The sequence below is a fragment of the Streptomyces sp. MGP-BFMKR1 genome (assembly GCF_057766585.1).
Map to the genome: position 1 here is coordinate 4,653,636 of NZ_CM173408.1, position 15,153 is coordinate 4,668,788.

Annotated in this window: 14 protein-coding genes; 11 read left to right on the top strand and 3 right to left on the bottom strand. The window is 71.3% G+C overall.

Translation table 11 applies throughout. The features are described from left to right. The first annotated feature begins 35 nt into the window (after nt 1-35). Nucleotides 36-1,472 carry a polysaccharide deacetylase family protein gene (locus tag AC3CHW_RS18140; protein WP_488467138.1) on the top strand — a complete coding sequence of 479 codons (1,437 nt, stop codon included), beginning with the start codon at nt 36-38 and terminating at the stop codon, nt 1,470-1,472. Here the strand turns inward: AC3CHW_RS18140 and AC3CHW_RS18145 are convergent. Then, nucleotides 1,453-2,442: an ATP-binding protein gene (locus AC3CHW_RS18145; protein WP_466307903.1), complete on the bottom strand. Its 990-nt coding sequence runs from the start codon at nt 2,440-2,442 to the stop codon at nt 1,453-1,455. The genes AC3CHW_RS18140 and AC3CHW_RS18145 overlap by 20 nt on opposite strands. A 102-nt stretch (nt 2,443-2,544) precedes the next feature. On the opposite strand from AC3CHW_RS18145, the gene AC3CHW_RS18150 reads away from it, so the two are divergent. After that, nucleotides 2,545-3,390 (top strand): Fic family protein, encoded by an 846-nt coding sequence (locus tag AC3CHW_RS18150; protein ID WP_488467139.1) that lies wholly within the window; start codon nt 2,545-2,547, stop codon nt 3,388-3,390. A 451-nt stretch (nt 3,391-3,841) separates the two neighbouring features. Here AC3CHW_RS18150 and AC3CHW_RS18155 read toward each other — a convergent pair whose 3' ends face one another. Continuing rightward, nucleotides 3,842-4,696 (bottom strand): HAD family hydrolase, encoded by an 855-nt coding sequence (locus AC3CHW_RS18155; RefSeq protein ID WP_398608148.1) that lies wholly within the window; start codon nt 4,694-4,696, stop codon nt 3,842-3,844. A gap of 449 nt (nt 4,697-5,145) precedes the next feature. On the opposite strand from AC3CHW_RS18155, the gene ssd reads away from it, so the two are divergent. The 7 genes from ssd (at nt 5,146) to AC3CHW_RS18190 (ending at nt 10,637) form a co-directional block, all read left to right on the top strand. Next, the gene (gene ssd, locus AC3CHW_RS18160) at nt 5,146-6,249 is read left to right on the top strand and encodes a septum site-determining protein Ssd (RefSeq protein WP_488467140.1); all 1,104 of its coding nucleotides are present in this window, start codon (nt 5,146-5,148) and stop codon (nt 6,247-6,249) included. Further along, nucleotides 6,246-7,403: a TadA family conjugal transfer-associated ATPase gene (locus tag AC3CHW_RS18165; RefSeq protein WP_381160545.1), complete on the top strand. Its 1,158-nt coding sequence runs from the start codon at nt 6,246-6,248 to the stop codon at nt 7,401-7,403. Before ssd ends, AC3CHW_RS18165 begins: the two co-directional genes overlap by 4 nt. 11 nt (nt 7,404-7,414) lie before the next feature. Beyond that, on the top strand, nt 7,415-8,380 hold the full coding sequence (locus AC3CHW_RS18170) for a type II secretion system F family protein (RefSeq protein WP_488467141.1): 966 nt from the start codon (nt 7,415-7,417) through the stop codon (nt 8,378-8,380). Nucleotides 8,381-8,686: 306 nt separating this feature from the next. Next, entirely contained in the window at nt 8,687-9,265 is a 579-nt protein-coding gene (locus AC3CHW_RS18175; protein WP_488467142.1) for a type II secretion system F family protein, read from the top strand. Between the two features lie 44 nt (nt 9,266-9,309). Beyond that, complete coding sequence (locus tag AC3CHW_RS18180) at nt 9,310-9,522, top strand: DUF4244 domain-containing protein (protein ID WP_488467143.1); 213 nt, start codon at nt 9,310-9,312, stop codon at nt 9,520-9,522. Further along, nucleotides 9,509-9,943 (top strand): TadE family type IV pilus minor pilin, encoded by a 435-nt coding sequence (locus AC3CHW_RS18185; protein WP_488467144.1) that lies wholly within the window; start codon nt 9,509-9,511, stop codon nt 9,941-9,943. Before AC3CHW_RS18180 ends, AC3CHW_RS18185 begins: the two co-directional genes overlap by 14 nt. Nucleotides 9,944-10,007: 64 nt before the next feature. Next, nucleotides 10,008-10,637 (top strand): Rv3654c family TadE-like protein, encoded by a 630-nt coding sequence (locus AC3CHW_RS18190; protein WP_488467145.1) that lies wholly within the window; start codon nt 10,008-10,010, stop codon nt 10,635-10,637. Here the strand turns inward: AC3CHW_RS18190 and AC3CHW_RS18195 are convergent. Next, the gene (locus tag AC3CHW_RS18195; RefSeq protein WP_488467146.1) at nt 10,585-13,110 is read right to left on the bottom strand and encodes a DEAD/DEAH box helicase; all 2,526 of its coding nucleotides are present in this window, start codon (nt 13,108-13,110) and stop codon (nt 10,585-10,587) included. The two genes, AC3CHW_RS18190 and AC3CHW_RS18195, sit on opposite strands and share 53 nt — an antisense overlap. A 54-nt stretch (nt 13,111-13,164) precedes the next feature. Here AC3CHW_RS18195 and bldG point away from each other — a divergent pair, with 54 nt between their 5' ends. Both bldG and AC3CHW_RS18205 read left to right on the top strand, forming a co-directional pair. Then, nucleotides 13,165-13,506 carry an anti-sigma factor antagonist BldG gene (gene bldG / locus AC3CHW_RS18200; protein ID WP_098752640.1) on the top strand — a complete coding sequence of 114 codons (342 nt, stop codon included), beginning with the start codon at nt 13,165-13,167 and terminating at the stop codon, nt 13,504-13,506. Nucleotides 13,507-13,646: 140 nt separating this feature from the next. Further along, complete coding sequence (locus tag AC3CHW_RS18205) at nt 13,647-14,096, top strand: ATP-binding protein (protein ID WP_187064160.1); 450 nt, start codon at nt 13,647-13,649, stop codon at nt 14,094-14,096. Nucleotides 14,097-15,153: the final 1,057 nt, after the last annotated feature.

A 15,153-nucleotide genomic window follows, 5' to 3' on the forward strand; every position in this document is an offset into this window, starting at 1 on the left:
CGTGGGCGCTCAGAAGTCAGGAAGCGAGGCGGCAGATGACGACTGCACGCAAGGCCACGGCGGGGCTGTTCCTGACGGCGATACTCGTCGGGATAGCCGGTTGCTCCGGCGGCTCAGGGGACTCCGACGCGGAGAGCGAGGAGAAGGCGCCGGCGCCCAAGGCCGCGAAGCCCTTGCGCCTGATAGGCGACGGCTCGACCGCGTACACCGGCGCCCAGCCCCGTCAGCCGAACGTCCAGCGTCTGCGCGCCGGACAGCGACCGCCGCAGTTCGTCGTCTTCTCCTGGGACGGCGCTGGCGAGGACAGTCAGCGACTGTTCTCCCGGTTCCGCGAGGTGGGGAACCGGTACGACGCGACGATGACGTACTTCCTCAGCGGTGTGTACATGCTCCCCGAGAGCAAGAAGGAGCTCTACCGCCCGCCCCAGCACGCGCCCGGCGCCTCGGACATCGGCTTCAACGACATCAAGGGCATACGGGCCACCGCCGCGCAGCTCGCCGGGGCGTGGCGTGACGGCAACGAGATAGGCACACACTTCAACGGCCACTTCTGCGGCCCCGACAGGGGTGTCGGCACCTGGTCGGTGGACGAGTGGCGCAGCGAGATCCGGCAGGCCGAGTCGTTCGTCAAGAACTGGAAGACCAACACCGGCCTCCTCGACGCCCAGCCGCTGCCGTTCGACTACAGCGCGGAACTCGTCGGAGGCCGTGCCCCCTGCCTCGAAGGCCAGCGCAACCTGATACCCGCCGCCCGCTCCATGGGCTTCCGCTACGACGCCAGCGCCTCCGGCGGCCGGCAGGTCTGGCCCACCAAGCAGGGCGGCATCTGGGACTTCCCGCTGCAGCAGGTCCCCATGCCGGGACGCGCCTTCGAGACGCTGTCCATGGACTACAACTTCCTGGTCAACCAGTCCGGCACGACCCGCGGAGACCGCGCCAAGCACGCCACCTGGGGCAACCAGATGCGCGACGGACTGTTGGCCGCCTTCGACCGCGCGTACCGCGGCAATCGGGCGCCGCTGCTGGTCGGCAACCACTTCGAGTCATGGAACGGCGGCACGTACATGCGTGCCGTCGAGGAGACCATCAAGAGGGTGTGCCCACGACCGGACGTGCGCTGCGTGTCGTTCAAGCAGCTCGCCGACTGGATGGACGCCCAGGACCCGCGAGTCCTGGAGAAGCTGCGCAAGCTGGACGTCGGTGAGCGGCCGAAGGGTGGCTGGGCCGCGTACCTCGACCCCACCACGGCCCCGTCGGCCGTGACCCCGCCGGACGGGCAGCGCCCCGCGAGCGACGCGGCGACCGAGGACCGCGCCACGGACCAGGGCGCTCACGCGGCGCGTACGCACGGCGCGCACCCCGCCCCCGGGCAGTCGGGGACCGCACCGCGTGTCGCTGAAGGGTCGCCCGGAGCCGTGGGGCAGCCGTACAGCAGTGGTGTCAGGGGCTGGCTCAGGCCGGTTGCCGGCTAGCGGCGGATCGCTCGTCCAGGGTGAACGCCGGATCGACCTGGGCCGCCAGGTCCGCGCCGGTCCGCGCGTTCCCCCAGCTCTCCGCGTTCTTGAGGTGGAAGTGGACCATCTGGCGGGTGTAGCGCTCCCAGTCGCGCGACGCGTACGCGGCGTCCGCGGTCTCGTGGAGGACGCGCAGCGCCTGCCGGTTGGTCGCTTCCAGCGTGTCGAACCGGGGCGGACGGCCCTTTTCCATGGCCCGGACCCACTCCGAGTGGCCGAAGGTGACGAGCAGGTCCTCGCCGACCTCGTCGCGCAGGAAGGCGAGGTCGTCGGGGCCCTGCACCTTGTTGCCCACCACGCGCAGCGCGACGCCGAAGTCCCGCGCGTACTCCTTGTACTGCCGGTAGACCGCGGTTCCCTTCCTGGTCGGTTCCGCCACGAGGAACGTCATGTCAAAGCGGGTGAACATGCCGGAGGCGAAGGAGTCGCTGCCCGCCGTCATGTCCACGACGATGAACTCCTCTCGGCCGTCGACGAGGTGGTTCAGGCACAGCTCCACCGCGCCGACCTTGGAGTGGTAGCAGGCCACGCCGAGGTCGGACTCGGTGAAGGGGCCGGTCGCCATCAGGCGCGCCTCGCCGTCGTCGAGACGGACCGTGCGGGCGCAGGCGTCGAAGACGGGGTTGTCGTCGCCGACCCGCAGCAGCCGCGACCCGGCCCCGGGAGGCGTCGTCTTGATCATGGTCTCGGCCGAGGCGATGCGCGGGTTGGTGCCGCGCAGGTACTCCTTGATGAGCGGGAGTTGGGCACCCATGGCGGGCGGTGCGGAATCCGCGTGTTCGTCCAGGCCGAGCGCGGCTGCCAGGTGTTGGTTGATGTCCGCGTCGATGGCGATGACGGGGACGCGGGCGGCGGCGAGGTGACGGATGAAGAGCGAGGACAGCGTGGTCTTGCCGCTGCCGCCCTTCCCCACGAAAGCGATCTTCATGTTCACCTAGCGTAGATGGGCGGGTGGGGCTGGATGCTGCTCTTGGTGAAGAAGACCACTCCAATGAGGGGCGCGGCCTCCGATGTGCGTAGTGTCGTACTCATGAGTAGTGCGACATCCGATCCGCTGTCCGCATTGGTGGCCCTGCCTGGCGTCGCCGACTCCGTCGACGCCGTCCGCAAGGCCGTTGACCGGGCGTACGGCCACCGGGTCATGCGCCGGCGCAGCCACGAGGTCACCGCCGAGGCCGCGCTGCGCGGTGCTCGCGGATCGGCGGCGCTCGCCGGCGCCGACTGGGCGCTGGAGGAGGTGCGGCGGCGCACCGACTTCGGCGCACAGGGTGAACCGCGCACCGTTGGGGCGGCACTGCGTCTCACGGCCGAGGCGGGGCAACTGCTCAGCGTGTGGCGGCAGTCGCCACTTCGGGTGCTGGCCAGGCTGCATCTCGTAGCGGCGGGCGATGTCGCACGAGGCGGGTCGGTGGCTGGCGAGACGGATGTGGTGGGGCGGCCCAGGCTGGCTGGCGAAGGGGTGGACGAGCCCCTGATCGAACTGCCGTTGCCGGACGCTGACGAGGTGGCGGGTCGACTGGACGGGCTGGCTCGTTTGCTGCTCGCGGGCACGGAGGCTCCCGCTCTGGTGGTCGCGGCTGTCGTGCACGGGGAACTGCTCGCGCTGCGGCCGTTCGGTTCGCACAACGGGCTTGTCGCTCGCGCCGCTGAACGGGTGGTTCTGGTCGGTAGCGGGTTGGACCCCAAGTCGATCTGCCCGGCTGAGGTCGGCTACGCCGAACAGGGGCGGGCCGAGTACGTCGGCGCCCTGGAGGGCTATGCGTCGGGAACCCCCGAGGGGGTCGCCGCGTGGATCGTGCACTGTGGGCGGGCGGTCGAACTCGGGGTGCGCGAGACCACCGCCGTGTGTGAGGCGCTCCAGCGCGGAGCGGCCTGACGGGGGGCGGGTCTCCTCGCCGCACGCGTGGGGTTGCTCGTGGCTACGCATCGGCCCCGAACGTCCGGTGCCGCTGTGACTGGGCGGGGGTTGGCGAAGCCGGACTGGTGACGCTGCTGTGGTGAGCGGGTTGACGCGACGCACTGTGTGTCGCGGGCAGAGTTGCGGCGGCACCAGTTGCTTATGGTGCCGCCGCTGGCACATCCGCTCGGTTACCATGCGTGCTCGAAACTCTGCCCATCAGGTCGGGAACTTTGCCCGCTTCCTGGTGCGGCTGGCCCGTAATCGACGGGTCGGCGTCGCGTGGGTGCCAAGCGTCTGTGCGCGGTCCGTGGGCCTTGATACGAAGGGCTTCCTCTCGGATGTCCCCTGGTCTCGCGGGCCGTTGATTCCTTTCTACTCTCCTCGGCGAGGAAGCGGAACCCCCTCTCGCAGATATTTACTTTTGGTGTCAAACTCGGGCACTCTGCCCGGCTTGCAGGGCGACGAGACTGCGTGTGGGCGTACGGCGTCGAGCCGTGTACCAGACCAGCCCCGCCGCGGCGGCGGCTCCTACGGCGGCGGCTGCCGCCAGCACCGGGGGCGGTGGCATGGACAGGGAGGGGACGCGTTGCTTCAGTCGAACCGGGCGGTTGAAGTTCAGGATGGGCCAACCACGGGCGCTCGCCTCCCGGCGCAGGCTCCGGTCGGGGTTCACGGCGTGTGGGTGGCCGACTGACTCCAGCATGGGGACGTCCGTGACGGAGTCGCTGTACGCGTACGAGCGCGACAGGTCGTAACCCTCGGACTCGGCCAACTCGGCTATGGCTTCGGCCTTGGTGGGGCCGTACGCGTAGTACTCCACCTCGCCCGTGAAGCAGCCGTCCTCGACCACCATCCGGGTGGCCACGACCCGATCGGCGCCGAGTAGCGCTCCGATGGGCTCGACGACCTCCGCTCCGGAGGTGCTGACGATCACGACGTCGCGGCCCGCCGCGTGGTGCTCTTCGATGAGGGAGGCGGCCTCGTCGTAGATGATGGGGTCGATCAGGTCGTGCAGAGTTTCAGCCACTATCTCCCGCACCTGTTGTACGTTCCAACCGCGGCAGAGCGCGGAAAGATATTCCCGCATCCGCTCCATCTGGTCGTGGTCGACGCCTCCGACAAGGAAGACGAACTGTGCATATGCGGTGCGTAGTACGGCTCGGCGGTTGATCAGGCCGCCCTGGTAGAAGGACTTGCTGAACGTGAGAGTGCTCGACTTCGCAATGACCGTCTTGTCCAGATCAAAGAAGGCGGCTGTGCGCGGCAAGGAGTGGTTTTCCACAAGCTGAGCATAGGGCCCACCATTCGGCGTAAGCGGCGGCGAGTGGGTTTGCTTAGGAAGGCCCTCGGGTACACCATGGAAGTCACGGATCGTTCGCGACCGTGCTAACCCCGTCCGGCTCCTCCCCCCCCGAGTCGGTCGTGGGGACGACCCCCGCTCTCCCCCCCGGCGGGGGTCGTCGCATGTCCAGACGCCTTTCGGTGCGTCGCTCTTGATCATTTTTCTCCCCTGGTGTCCGTTCGTCGTGCTCCCTCCATGAGTCTGCCCCGTAACCCTGCGTAATCGCAGCGTTGGCGTGGAAGTCGCCGGTTTAGGGGACGGCGATATTCACAGCCGACGAGTTATCCACAGTTTTGGACCAAGATCCCCGAGATTTCTTGGATCGCTGCACAGTCGATTCCCGCGATGTTCGCGGGTTCGACAGCGGGTAGCGAGATGAGGAGGGGACCATGGCTGGAACTAACGCCTCCGGTCAACTGGGGGAGGCCACCGATCTACGGCGTAGACCGCTGATCGTGACGGAAGACGAAGCGCTTCTCGACGACTTGTTGCGGTTGTGCGCCGCAGCCGGCTCGGCGCCGGAAGTGGCGCATGGAACGCTCGCCGGCAGTAGCGGGTGGGAAGGCGCGCCTCTGGTTCTCGTCGGCGACGACTGCGCACGGCGCTTGGCGGGCGTACCCCGCAGGCAGGGTGTGCTGCTCATCGGCCGGGACCTCGATGACCCGGGCATCTGGCGGCGGGGCATCGAAATGGGGGCCGAGTGCGTGCTCTTCCTGCCCGATGCCGAGACCTGGCTCGTGGACCGGATCGCCGACGTCACCGAGGGCGTGGGCGACCAGGCCGTCACCGTTGGCGTCATCGGGGGCAGGGGCGGCGCCGGAGCCAGCACCCTGGCCTGCGCCCTCGCGGTGTCGGCCGCTCGGGCTGGGCAGCGCACCATGCTCATCGACGGCGATCCGCTGGGTGGCGGCCTCGACGTCCTGCTCGGTGGGGAGAGCGCGCCGGGGCTCAGGTGGCCGGCCTTCGCCGAGTCGCAGGGCCGAGTGGCGGCGGGAGCACTCGAGGAGTCGCTGCCCGAGTTGCACTCCCTGCGCCTGCTCAGTTGGGACCGGGGCAGCGTGGTGGCCGTTCCGGCGCCGGCGGTCCGCTCGGTCCTCGCCGCGGCACGCCGCCGAGGCGGTGCCGTCGTGGTCGATCTGCCGCGACGTGTGGACAGCGCCGCGGCCGAGGTGCTCGCACAGCTCGACATGGCGCTCCTGGTGGTGCCAGCCGAGCTGAGGTCCGTGGCGGCGGCTCATCGGGTTGCCTCCTGCGTGCGGATGGTGCTGCGCGATCTGCGGGTGGTGGTCAGGGGCCCGACCGGCGACGGGCTGGCTGACGAGGAGGTCGCCCGGCTGCTTGACCTTCCGCTGGCCGGCGAGCTGCCGCCCGAATCGGGCCTGCTCGCGGCGCTGGAGTCGGGCGAACCGCCGGGTACGAGCGAGCGTGGACCACTCGCCAGGTTCTGTGCCGACTTCTGGGCGCGGGCGCTGCCCGGCGGGGGTGTCGCATGAGCAGCACCCTGCTGGATGCCGTGCGCACGCGGTTGGCGGGCAGCGGAGCGGACCCGACGCCGGCGCGCGTGGCCGCCGCGTTGCGGGCGGAAGGACGGCTTCTCGGTGACACGGAAGTCCTCGGAGTCGTGCGGGACCTGCGCTCCGAGCTGGTGGGCGCTGGCCCCCTCGAACCGTTGCTCGCCCTCCCGGACGTCACCGACGTATTGGTCACCGCGCCCGACCAGGTCTGGATCGACCGGGGTGCGGGGTTGGAGCGCACGGAGGTCCAGTTCGCCGACGCGGCGGCCGTGCGCAGGCTCGCGCAGCGGCTGGCGGCCGTGGCCGGCCGCAGGCTCGACGACGCGAAGCCCTGGGTGGACGCCCGGCTGCCGGACGGCACGCGGTTGCACGCCGTGCTGCCCCCGGTCGCCGTGGCGAGCACGTGCCTGTCGCTGCGCGTGGTGCGCCCCCGGGCGTTCACGCTCGCCGAGCTGGTGGCGGCGGGCACGGTGCCGCCCGGCGGGGAAGCGCTGCTCCGGGCGATCCTGGACGCCCGGCTCTCGTACGTCATCAGCGGTGGCACGGGGTCGGGGAAGACGACCCTGTTGAGCACCCTGCTGGGCCTGGTGGGGCCGGGTGAGCGCATTGTGCTGGCCGAGGATTCCGCGGAGCTGCGGCCTGACCACCCCCATGTCGTACGGCTGGAGACGCGCCCCGCCAACCAGGAGGGCCGTGGCCTGGTGACGTTGCGCGACCTGGTGCGGCAGGCGTTGCGCATGAGACCCGACCGACTGGTGGTGGGCGAGGTGCGCGGGCCCGAGGTGACGGACCTGCTGTCGGCGTTGAACACCGGCCACGAAGGTGGCTGCGGGACGGTCCACGCGAATGCGGCGGGAGACGTTCCGGCCCGGCTGGAGGCGCTGGGCTCGACGGCCGGGCTCGATCGGGCGGCGCTGCACAGCCAGTTGGCCGCGGCGCTGTCCGTGATCGTTCATCTGGCGAGAGACCGGCGAGGACGCCGTCGGATCGCCGAACTGCACGTGCTGGAGCGCGATCGGGAAGGGCTGGTAACGACGGCTCCCGCGGCCCTATGGGGCCCGCACGGATTCCAGCGGGCGCCAGGCTGGGCCCGTCTGGAGCAGCTGTGCGCGCGGGGAGGTGGCGGCGCATGACGGGCGGCGCGGTGACGGTTGAGCCTCTGGTGCTGTGCGCCGTGGTGCTCTGCCTGGTCGCGGTCATGTGGGACGGCGCGGGTTCGGATCGCCGCCTGCGGCGCGGCAGGCTGATACTGGCGGACTGCGCGGTGCCCCCGGCGAGCGTCACCACATCGAGGCCAAGCGAGCGCATGGGACCGAGTGGCGGCCTCGCGCGTCTCCTCGCGCCCTTGGGCCAGGGTGGCGGCTGGCTGCGCTGGCGCGAACGACTGCCGGCCCCGGTGCGGCGATGGGACCTCGGCGGCGAGCTGGCCTGCCTGCCGGCGGGATGCGTGCTCGCCTTGCTGACTGACTCCCTACTGCCCCTGCTCGGTGCCGCGCTGGCGGCTCCCGTGAGCTGGCGGTGGCGGCGGGCCCGGGCGGTGGAGCGGCGCCGAGCGCTCCGGAGCGCGGCAGTGATCGGACTCTGCGCCGCCGTCGCCGGCGAACTGCGCGCCGGGCGGCAACCCGGGGAAGCCCTGCGGTCCGTCGACCTGGCGGACCTGCCCGACGGGTGGGAAGCGGTCACGACGGCCGCACGCTTCGGCGGCGACGTGCCCACCGCGCTGCGTCAGGTGGCTCGGTTGCCGGGCGCGGAAGGGTTGGCGGGGGTGGCCGCGTGCTGGCAGGTGGCGGTCGACGGGGGCGCGGGGCTCGCGGACGGGCTCGATCGCGTCGCGGCGGCTCTGCGCGCGGAGCGCGACCAACGTGAGGAGTTACGGGCGCAGTTGGCGGGCGTGCGATCGACGGCCGCGATGCTCACCCTGTTGCCCGCGTTCGGGCTCGTGCTGGGCAGTGTGCTCGGCGCTGCTCCGCTGCACGTCCTCCTCCACACCCCCGCCGGTCTGAGCTGCCTGCTGCTCGGTGTGCTGCTGGAGTGGGCGGGCTTGGCCTGGACCGCGCACATCGTTCGTCGCGCCGCAGAGCCGACGAAGCGTGCCACAAAGCAGGACTAACCGGGTTGATTGGGTGGGTGTGCGGTGTTCGGAGAAGTTATCCACAGGCTGGGGATGGTTGTTTCGCTGGCGTGCTTTGCTGGGTGCGCGGCGCTGGCGTTCGGCGCGGCACGGGCCCGGCGTGGCGCACGGCGGCTGGCCGCACTCTGGCCGGGCGATTCGCGTGCTCCGCAAGGAGGCGCGACCCGGGCTTGGTGCCGTTGGCCCCCCTTCGAGCGGCCGGCTGCGACACGCATCGGGATCGTACGGAAACGCCTGACTGCCGGCGGCTGCGGGTGCCTTGGCCCCATCCTCCTCGACGGCTGGATGGGGTACGGAGCGGGGCTCGCCCTGACGTACGGCACCTGGCGGTGGCAACGAAAGAGCGGAGCCACGCACGAAGGCGAGCTGGTTGAGGGGGAGATCGGCACGGCGGGCGTCGCGCTCTCGGGCGAGCAGGAGGCGCTGATCGCTTCCCAACTGCCGCTCACAGCCGAGATGTTGGCTGCTTGTCTGGCCGCGGGGGCGGGGCCGCCGGAGGCTGCCGAAGCGGTGGGGAACTCGTTGGGTGGGCCCCTGGGGCGGCACCTCGCCTGGGCGGCGGCGGAGCTGCGCCTCGGCGGCGAACCCTCCGCCGTCTGGGGGCGCGTAGCCGCCCTGCCGGGCGCCGCTGGGCTCGCCCGGTCGCTGGAGCGAGCAACGGTGACGGGCGCGCCCGCCGTCGAGCCCGTCACGCGCCTGGCCGCCGACTGCCGAGCGGATCGCGGCCGAGCCGCCACGGCCAGGGCCAGGCGCGCCGGGGTCCTCGCCACCGCCCCGCTCGGCCTGTGCTTCCTGCCCGCTTTCTTGCTGGTGGGCGTGGCACCGGTGGTCATCGGGCTGGCGGACGGACTGCTGACTACCTGAGCGACACACAACAACGACGAGGAGATGAGGGAAACGTGGGGACGATGAGGCTGGTGCTTTGGGGTGCCCGGCGGTGCGTGAACTGGCGGGCGGCGCTTCGGAGCAGGCTGGATGCGGGGATGGCGACCGCCGAGTACGCGGTGGGGACGATCGCCGCGTGTGCGTTCGCGGCCGTCCTGTACAAGGTGGTGACGAGTGGGGCCGTCACGGGTGCGCTCCAGTCGGTCATCCAGAAGGCGCTCGATGCGCAGTTCTAGAAGGCCGGTTGGGCGATCTGGACGCGGCCCGACGCGGGCCCCAGGGGCCCGTGGTGCTCCTCCACGTACGGCTCGGTGTGGTGATCGCGGGGCCGTCAGCGCGGAGGCGGCGGTTGTCCTACCGACACTGGCCCTGTTCACCCTGATGTTGATCTGGGGGTTGATGGCCGCCTCCGCGCACATCCAGTGCGTGGACGCGGCGCGGGCGGGCGCCCGGGCCGCGGCACGTTCGGAGACACCGGCCGCGGCGATGGCCGCCGCTCGATCGGCCGCGCCGCGCGACGCCAGGATCACCATGAGCCGAGAGGGAGAACTCGTGCACGTGCGGGTCGAGACCCGCGCGGCAGGGCCAGGCCCGCTGGCCATCACGCTCCAGGGGGAGGCGGTGGCCCTTGCTGAGGACACGATCACGACGGGCTGAACCGCGTCGGCCGACCGCTGGGGTGACGAGGGTGCGCGGCGGCGGGAGGTGGAGGGACAGCGGGATGGCGACGATATGGGTGGCCGTGGCGGCCTCTGCGCTGTGCGTGGTGTTCGCCGTGGTGCTGACCATGGGGGCGGTGGTGGTCGCCCGGCATCGAGCGGGCGGCGCGGCCGACTTGGCGGCGCTCGCCGCTGCCGACCACGCGTTGCAGGGCGAGCGTGTGGCCTGCGGTCTGGCGGGACGGGTGGCCCGAGCGCAGGGCGCGCGCGTGGTGAAGTGCACGGTACGCGGCGAGATCGCGGACCTCGTCGCGGAAGTGCCGGCGGCCCGGGTGGCATCGGTGCTCCCCTCCGGAGCGTCGAAGGCACTGACCCCTCGCGTGCGAGCGCGGGCGGGGCCGGCGACCGTGGGACTTCCCGCCCCGGTCGGGAGCGTCCGGCACTTCGGTGCCGAGCGTGGCCCGACGACGCCGGGGGCCACCGGCCCGGCCGCCGGCGGGACCCGTACGCCGCACCCCGCACCGGCGGCCGTGGTGTTCGGCATCGCGCTGGCCTGGTCAGCGTTCAGGAGGTCTGTCGGCGCGACCGTCCCACAGCGGGGGCCCGAGCGTGGGCCGGCGTTGGGGCCGTCGATACCGGCTATGGCGCGGACTCGGCGGACGGGGGCGGGGACTGGGCCAGTAGTTCGGTGAGGAGGCGCACGGCGGCCTTCTTGTCCAGCGGGTCGTTGCCGTTGCCGCACTTGGGTGACTGGATGCAGGACGGGCACCCGGCGGCGCACTCACAAGCGGCGATGGCCTCTCGGGTGGCGGTGAGCCAGCGGGCCGCGGTGTGGAAGGCCCGCTCGGCGAAGCCCGCGCCGCCGGGGTGCCCGTCGTAGACGAACACGGTGGGCAGCAGGGTGTCGGGGTGCAGCGGTACGGACACGCCGCCAATGTCCCAGCGGTCGCAGGTCGCGAACAGCGGCAGCATGCCGATCGAGGCGTGTTCGGCCGCGTGCAGGGCGCCGCCCAGGGCCTCCGCGGTGACGTCGGCCCGTTCCAACTGGTCCTCGGTGACGGTCCACCAGACGGCTCGGGTGCGCAGGGTACGAGGCGGCAGGTCCAGTTTCGTCTCGCCGAGCACCTCGCCGGTGATGAGCTTGCGACGGAGGAAGGAGACGACCTGATTGGTGACCTCGACCGACCCGAAGCACAGCCGGGCGTCGCCCCACGGCACTTCGGCGCTGGTCTCCAGGATGGCGATGCCGGTGGTGTCGCGGGCCGTGGTCGAGTAGGGCGGGTTGGCCTCTTCCACCAAGGCGGCCGAATCCTCCAGGTCGAGGTGGCGGACGAGGTAGGTGCGGCCCTGGTGCAGGTGGACGGCGCCCTCGTGGACGGTGCTGTGCGCGGCGGCGGCGTCCACGGTGCCGAGCAGCCGGCCCGTTCCGGCCTCCACCACCTGGACGGGCTTGCCGCCCTCACCCCGGATGTCGGTGAGATCGACGGCCCGCTCCCGCCGGGTCCAGTGCCAGGCGGTGGCGCGGCGGCGCAGCAGCTTGCGCTGTTCGAGCTGCGGCAACAAGCCGACGGCGGCCGGACCGAAGAGATCCAGGTCGGCCTCGGTCAGCGGGAGTTCGGCGGCGGCGGCGCACAGGTGTGGAGCGAGCACGTACGGGTTGTCGGGGTCCAGCACGGTGGACTCGACGGGCTGTTGGAACAGGGCCTCGGGGTGGTGGACGAGGTAGGTGTCCAAGGGGTCGTCACGGGCGACGAGGATGGCGAGAGCCCCCTGGCGGGCGCGTCCGGCTCGGCCGGCCTGTTGCCACAGCGACGCCCTGGTGCCCGGATAACCAGCCAGCAGTACGGCGTCCAGGCCCGCGACATCGACGCCGAGTTCGAGGGCGGTGGTGGCGGCCAGGCCGAGGAGTTGGCCGCTGTGTAGGGCCCGCTCCAGGGCGCGGCGCTCCTCGGGGAGGTAGCCGCCGCGGTAGGCGGCGACGCGGTGGCGCAGGCTGGTGGCCACTTCGGCGAGCCGCTCCTGGGCGATCAGGGCGATCAGTTCGGCGCCGCGGCGGGAGCGCACGAAGGCCACGGTTCGGGTGCCCTGCACGGCGAGGTCGGTGAGGAGGTCGGCGGTCTCGGCGGTGGCGGTGCGGCGTACGGGCGCGCCGCGTTCCCCGTGGAGTTCGGTGAGGGGAGGCTCCCAGAGGACGAAGACGAGTTCGCCGCGCGGTGAACAGTCCTCGGTGATCTCCACCGGGGTGACGCCGGTGAGCCGGGCGGCCGACCGCGCGGGCTCGGCCGAGGTGGCGGAGGCGAGGAGGAAGACGGGTTCAGCGCCGTAGCGGGCGCAGACGCGGCGTAGCCGGCGCAGCACCTGGGCGACGTGTGAGCCGAAGACCCCGCGGTAGGTGTGGCACTCGTCGATGACGACGTAACGCAGGGCCCGGAGGAAGGAGGACCAGCGCGGGTGCCCGGGGAGGATGCCCCGGTGCAGCATGTCGGGGTTGGTCAGGACGTAGTTCGCGTAGCCGCGAATCCACTCGCGTTCCTCGACCGGCGTGTCCCCGTCGTAGACCGCGGCGCGGATGCGGGAGCCGAGTGGCTCGGCGAGGTCGGTGACCGCGCGGCGCTGGTCGGCGGCGAGCGCCTTGGTGGGGGCGAGGTAGAGCGCGGTCGCGCGCCGGGTACTGGCCCGTGCGCCGGTGCGCGGGCTCGCCTGGACCCGGGTGCCCTGACTGGTGGTGTTCGGGTCGCTGGGGAGCTCGGCGCCGTCGAGCAGGGTGCTGAGTACGGGGGCGAGGTAGGCGAGCGACTTGCCGGAGGCCGTGCCCGTGGCGACGATCACAGATTCGCCGCGGAGCGCGTGCTCCGCCACCCGGGCCTGATGGCTCCAGGGGCGGTCGATGCCCGTCGCCGCGATGGCATCGATCACTTCCGGCCGGATCTGCGAAGGCCAGTCGGCATGCTGACCCGCGCGCGGGGGCAAGTGCTCCGTATGAGTGATGCGCGCTGCCCGGTCCGCCCCGGCGGCGAGGTGATCCAACATGGCCCGCGGGGAGCGACGTGTTCCAGCGGACCGAGGGAGTTGATTGTGGGCCATTGACCCAGAGTCTGTCACTGGCGTGGCGGACAATGGGCTCAAGGCGTCGTGCGCGCCTACTGGTAAGTGATTGAATGCCATCGCGGCTGCCGATCCATGGGGGGCGACCGCTCGATGCAAGGTGCTGGAGGTTCCGTGGACCTGTCCCTGTCGACCCGGACCGTTGGCGACCGTACGGTCGTCGAAGTCGGTGGCGAGATTGATGTATACACCGCGCCCAAACTGCGGGAGCAGTTGGTCGAGCTTGTGAACGACGGCAGCTACCACCTGGTCGTTGACATGGAGGGCGTCGACTTCCTCGACTCCACCGGGCTCGGCGTGCTGGTCGGCGGGCTGAAGCGGGTGCGCGCCCATGAGGGCTCGCTGCGCTTGGTCTGCAACCAGGAGCGCATTCTGAAGATCTTCCGTATCACCGGCCTGACCAAGGTGTTCCCCATTCACACCTCGGTTGATGACGCCGTCTCCGCCACCGACTGACGGTGCCGGACGTCCCGCTCCAGTGGTGCGGGGTGGAAGATCGTCGTGGCGGGGGGAACCGGGCTGACGGCCCGGCCCCTCCGCGAGTTCGCCCTTTTCGGTAGACGCGGAAAAGGGCACGTATGACCGAGGGGGATGGCATGGCCACCGTCGAACTTCGTTTCAGTGCCCTTCCAGAGCACGTCCGCACCGCCCGGCTGGTGGCAGCCGCTGTGGCGCGCCGGGCCGGAGTCGACGAAGCCGTGTTGGACGAGGTGCGGCTCGCCGTTGGCGAGGCGTGCTCTCGGGCCGTCGGACTGCACGTCAGCAATGGTGTCTCGGCGCCGGTGCGGGTGGCCCTGACCGAGGAGGAGAAGAAGTTCTCCATCGAGGTCGGGGACGAGGCACCGCGAGCCGTGCCCGGGCGTGCCACCGATGGTGACGGCGCCGGCGATGCGCTGTCAGGCGATGAGTCCGGTGCCGAGGCGGAGGACGAGATGGGCCTCGCGGTGATCAGCGGGCTCGTCGATGATGTCGAGGTGACCTCGGACGAGGCGGGCGGTGTGATCCGCATGAGCTGGCCCACCGCTGACGCGTCCGCCCCTTCCTGACGCGCCTGATCCTTCCTGACGCGTCTGACCTTTCCTTACACGTCTGGTCCTTTTTGGCGCGTCTGACCCTTCCTGACGCGTCCGTGCGTCTGAGTCCTTCTGGCGCTCGGCGGATTACCGCGCGGTGCTGAACCCCAGTTCTCCGCTTCCGGCCCGGCCCGAGTGCTCCAGACGCGCCCGAGCCTGATGCTGATGTTGGGCCCGGCCACTCGGGCTGTCGTACCTGGCAGCGCCGAGCCGCGTTCTCGCGTGCGCGGGAGCCCGTACGCGCGTGGCGCCGGTGGGTGGTGACGCGAGGCCGAGGGTGGGTTCCGTACGTGAGTCCTGGCGGGCTTCTGCCCGTGTAGCGGTGGCGCTCGCGTGTGCGCGTTCGCGTGTGGAGCGGTGCAGGCCGTGCGTGCGAGGACGGCGGTGTCGTGCTCGTAGGGGTCTGGAACTGTTCCCCGAGCTCTCATTTCTTGCAGCGGTCTGCGGGCGCTGACGGCTGCCCAGGCGCCGTGGCGGTGCGGTGGCGTGCCGGCTGTATGAGGCTGGGGCTGGCGGATCGGGCTCGGGTTTGGAGTCTGAGGTCTGGGTTCTTCTGACCGTTCTTGGTCGATCCCGACTGCTCCAGGCCGGATCTGGCGACGTTCTGCGCGGCCCGCCGGTGGCGCGATTTCGGCGGTACTCCGGGCGGGTGTGCCAGACGTGGGGCCGGCCGGGGGTGCCCGGGTGGTCGGTGGGCGTGTGCGGGGCTGTCGGCGTGCGGCGGGGCCGTGGTGCTCGCGGAGCGAAGAAGTTGTAGGCATCCGGCCGCGGGCGCGTCGGGGCGGGCTCGTGGTGACGTTGCCGTGCGCCGTCGGACGGAGCGCGAGCCGGCGGGCGGGGGTGGGCTCGGTTGCGCCCACTTCGCGCCCTCTTGGCGAGTGCGGGACGAGGGGAAGCGCTGCTTGACGGAGCCGGGGCGCGCGTCAACGGCGCGGAAAAATGTAATGCTCCAAAGCTGTTCATTGTTGTCTTCTGAGGTGAGGGCAAAGCTCTGAGCAGGGGCGTTCATAAGACCCTGAGATCATTCCGT

What these genes read in the sequence shown, in the direction of transcription:
- AC3CHW_RS18150 (WP_488467139.1), top strand. Translation starts at nt 2,545, where the DNA reads ATGAGTAGTGCGACATCCGATCCGCTGTCCGCATTGGTGGCCCTGCCT.
- AC3CHW_RS18195 (WP_488467146.1), bottom strand. Translation starts at nt 13,110, where the DNA reads ATGGCATTCAATCACTTACCAGTAGGCGCGCACGACGCCTTGAGCCCA.
- AC3CHW_RS18140 (WP_488467138.1), top strand. Translation starts at nt 36, where the DNA reads ATGACGACTGCACGCAAGGCCACGGCGGGGCTGTTCCTGACGGCGATA.
- ssd (WP_488467140.1), top strand. Translation starts at nt 5,146, where the DNA reads ATGGCTGGAACTAACGCCTCCGGTCAACTGGGGGAGGCCACCGATCTA.
- AC3CHW_RS18205 (WP_187064160.1), top strand. Translation starts at nt 13,647, where the DNA reads ATGGCCACCGTCGAACTTCGTTTCAGTGCCCTTCCAGAGCACGTCCGC.
- AC3CHW_RS18180 (WP_488467143.1), top strand. Translation starts at nt 9,310, where the DNA reads ATGAGGCTGGTGCTTTGGGGTGCCCGGCGGTGCGTGAACTGGCGGGCG.
- AC3CHW_RS18185 (WP_488467144.1), top strand. Translation starts at nt 9,509, where the DNA reads ATGCGCAGTTCTAGAAGGCCGGTTGGGCGATCTGGACGCGGCCCGACG.
- AC3CHW_RS18175 (WP_488467142.1), top strand. Translation starts at nt 8,687, where the DNA reads ATGGGGTACGGAGCGGGGCTCGCCCTGACGTACGGCACCTGGCGGTGG.
- AC3CHW_RS18165 (WP_381160545.1), top strand. Translation starts at nt 6,246, where the DNA reads ATGAGCAGCACCCTGCTGGATGCCGTGCGCACGCGGTTGGCGGGCAGC.
- AC3CHW_RS18145 (WP_466307903.1), bottom strand. Translation starts at nt 2,442, where the DNA reads ATGAAGATCGCTTTCGTGGGGAAGGGCGGCAGCGGCAAGACCACGCTG.
- AC3CHW_RS18190 (WP_488467145.1), top strand. Translation starts at nt 10,008, where the DNA reads ATGGCGACGATATGGGTGGCCGTGGCGGCCTCTGCGCTGTGCGTGGTG.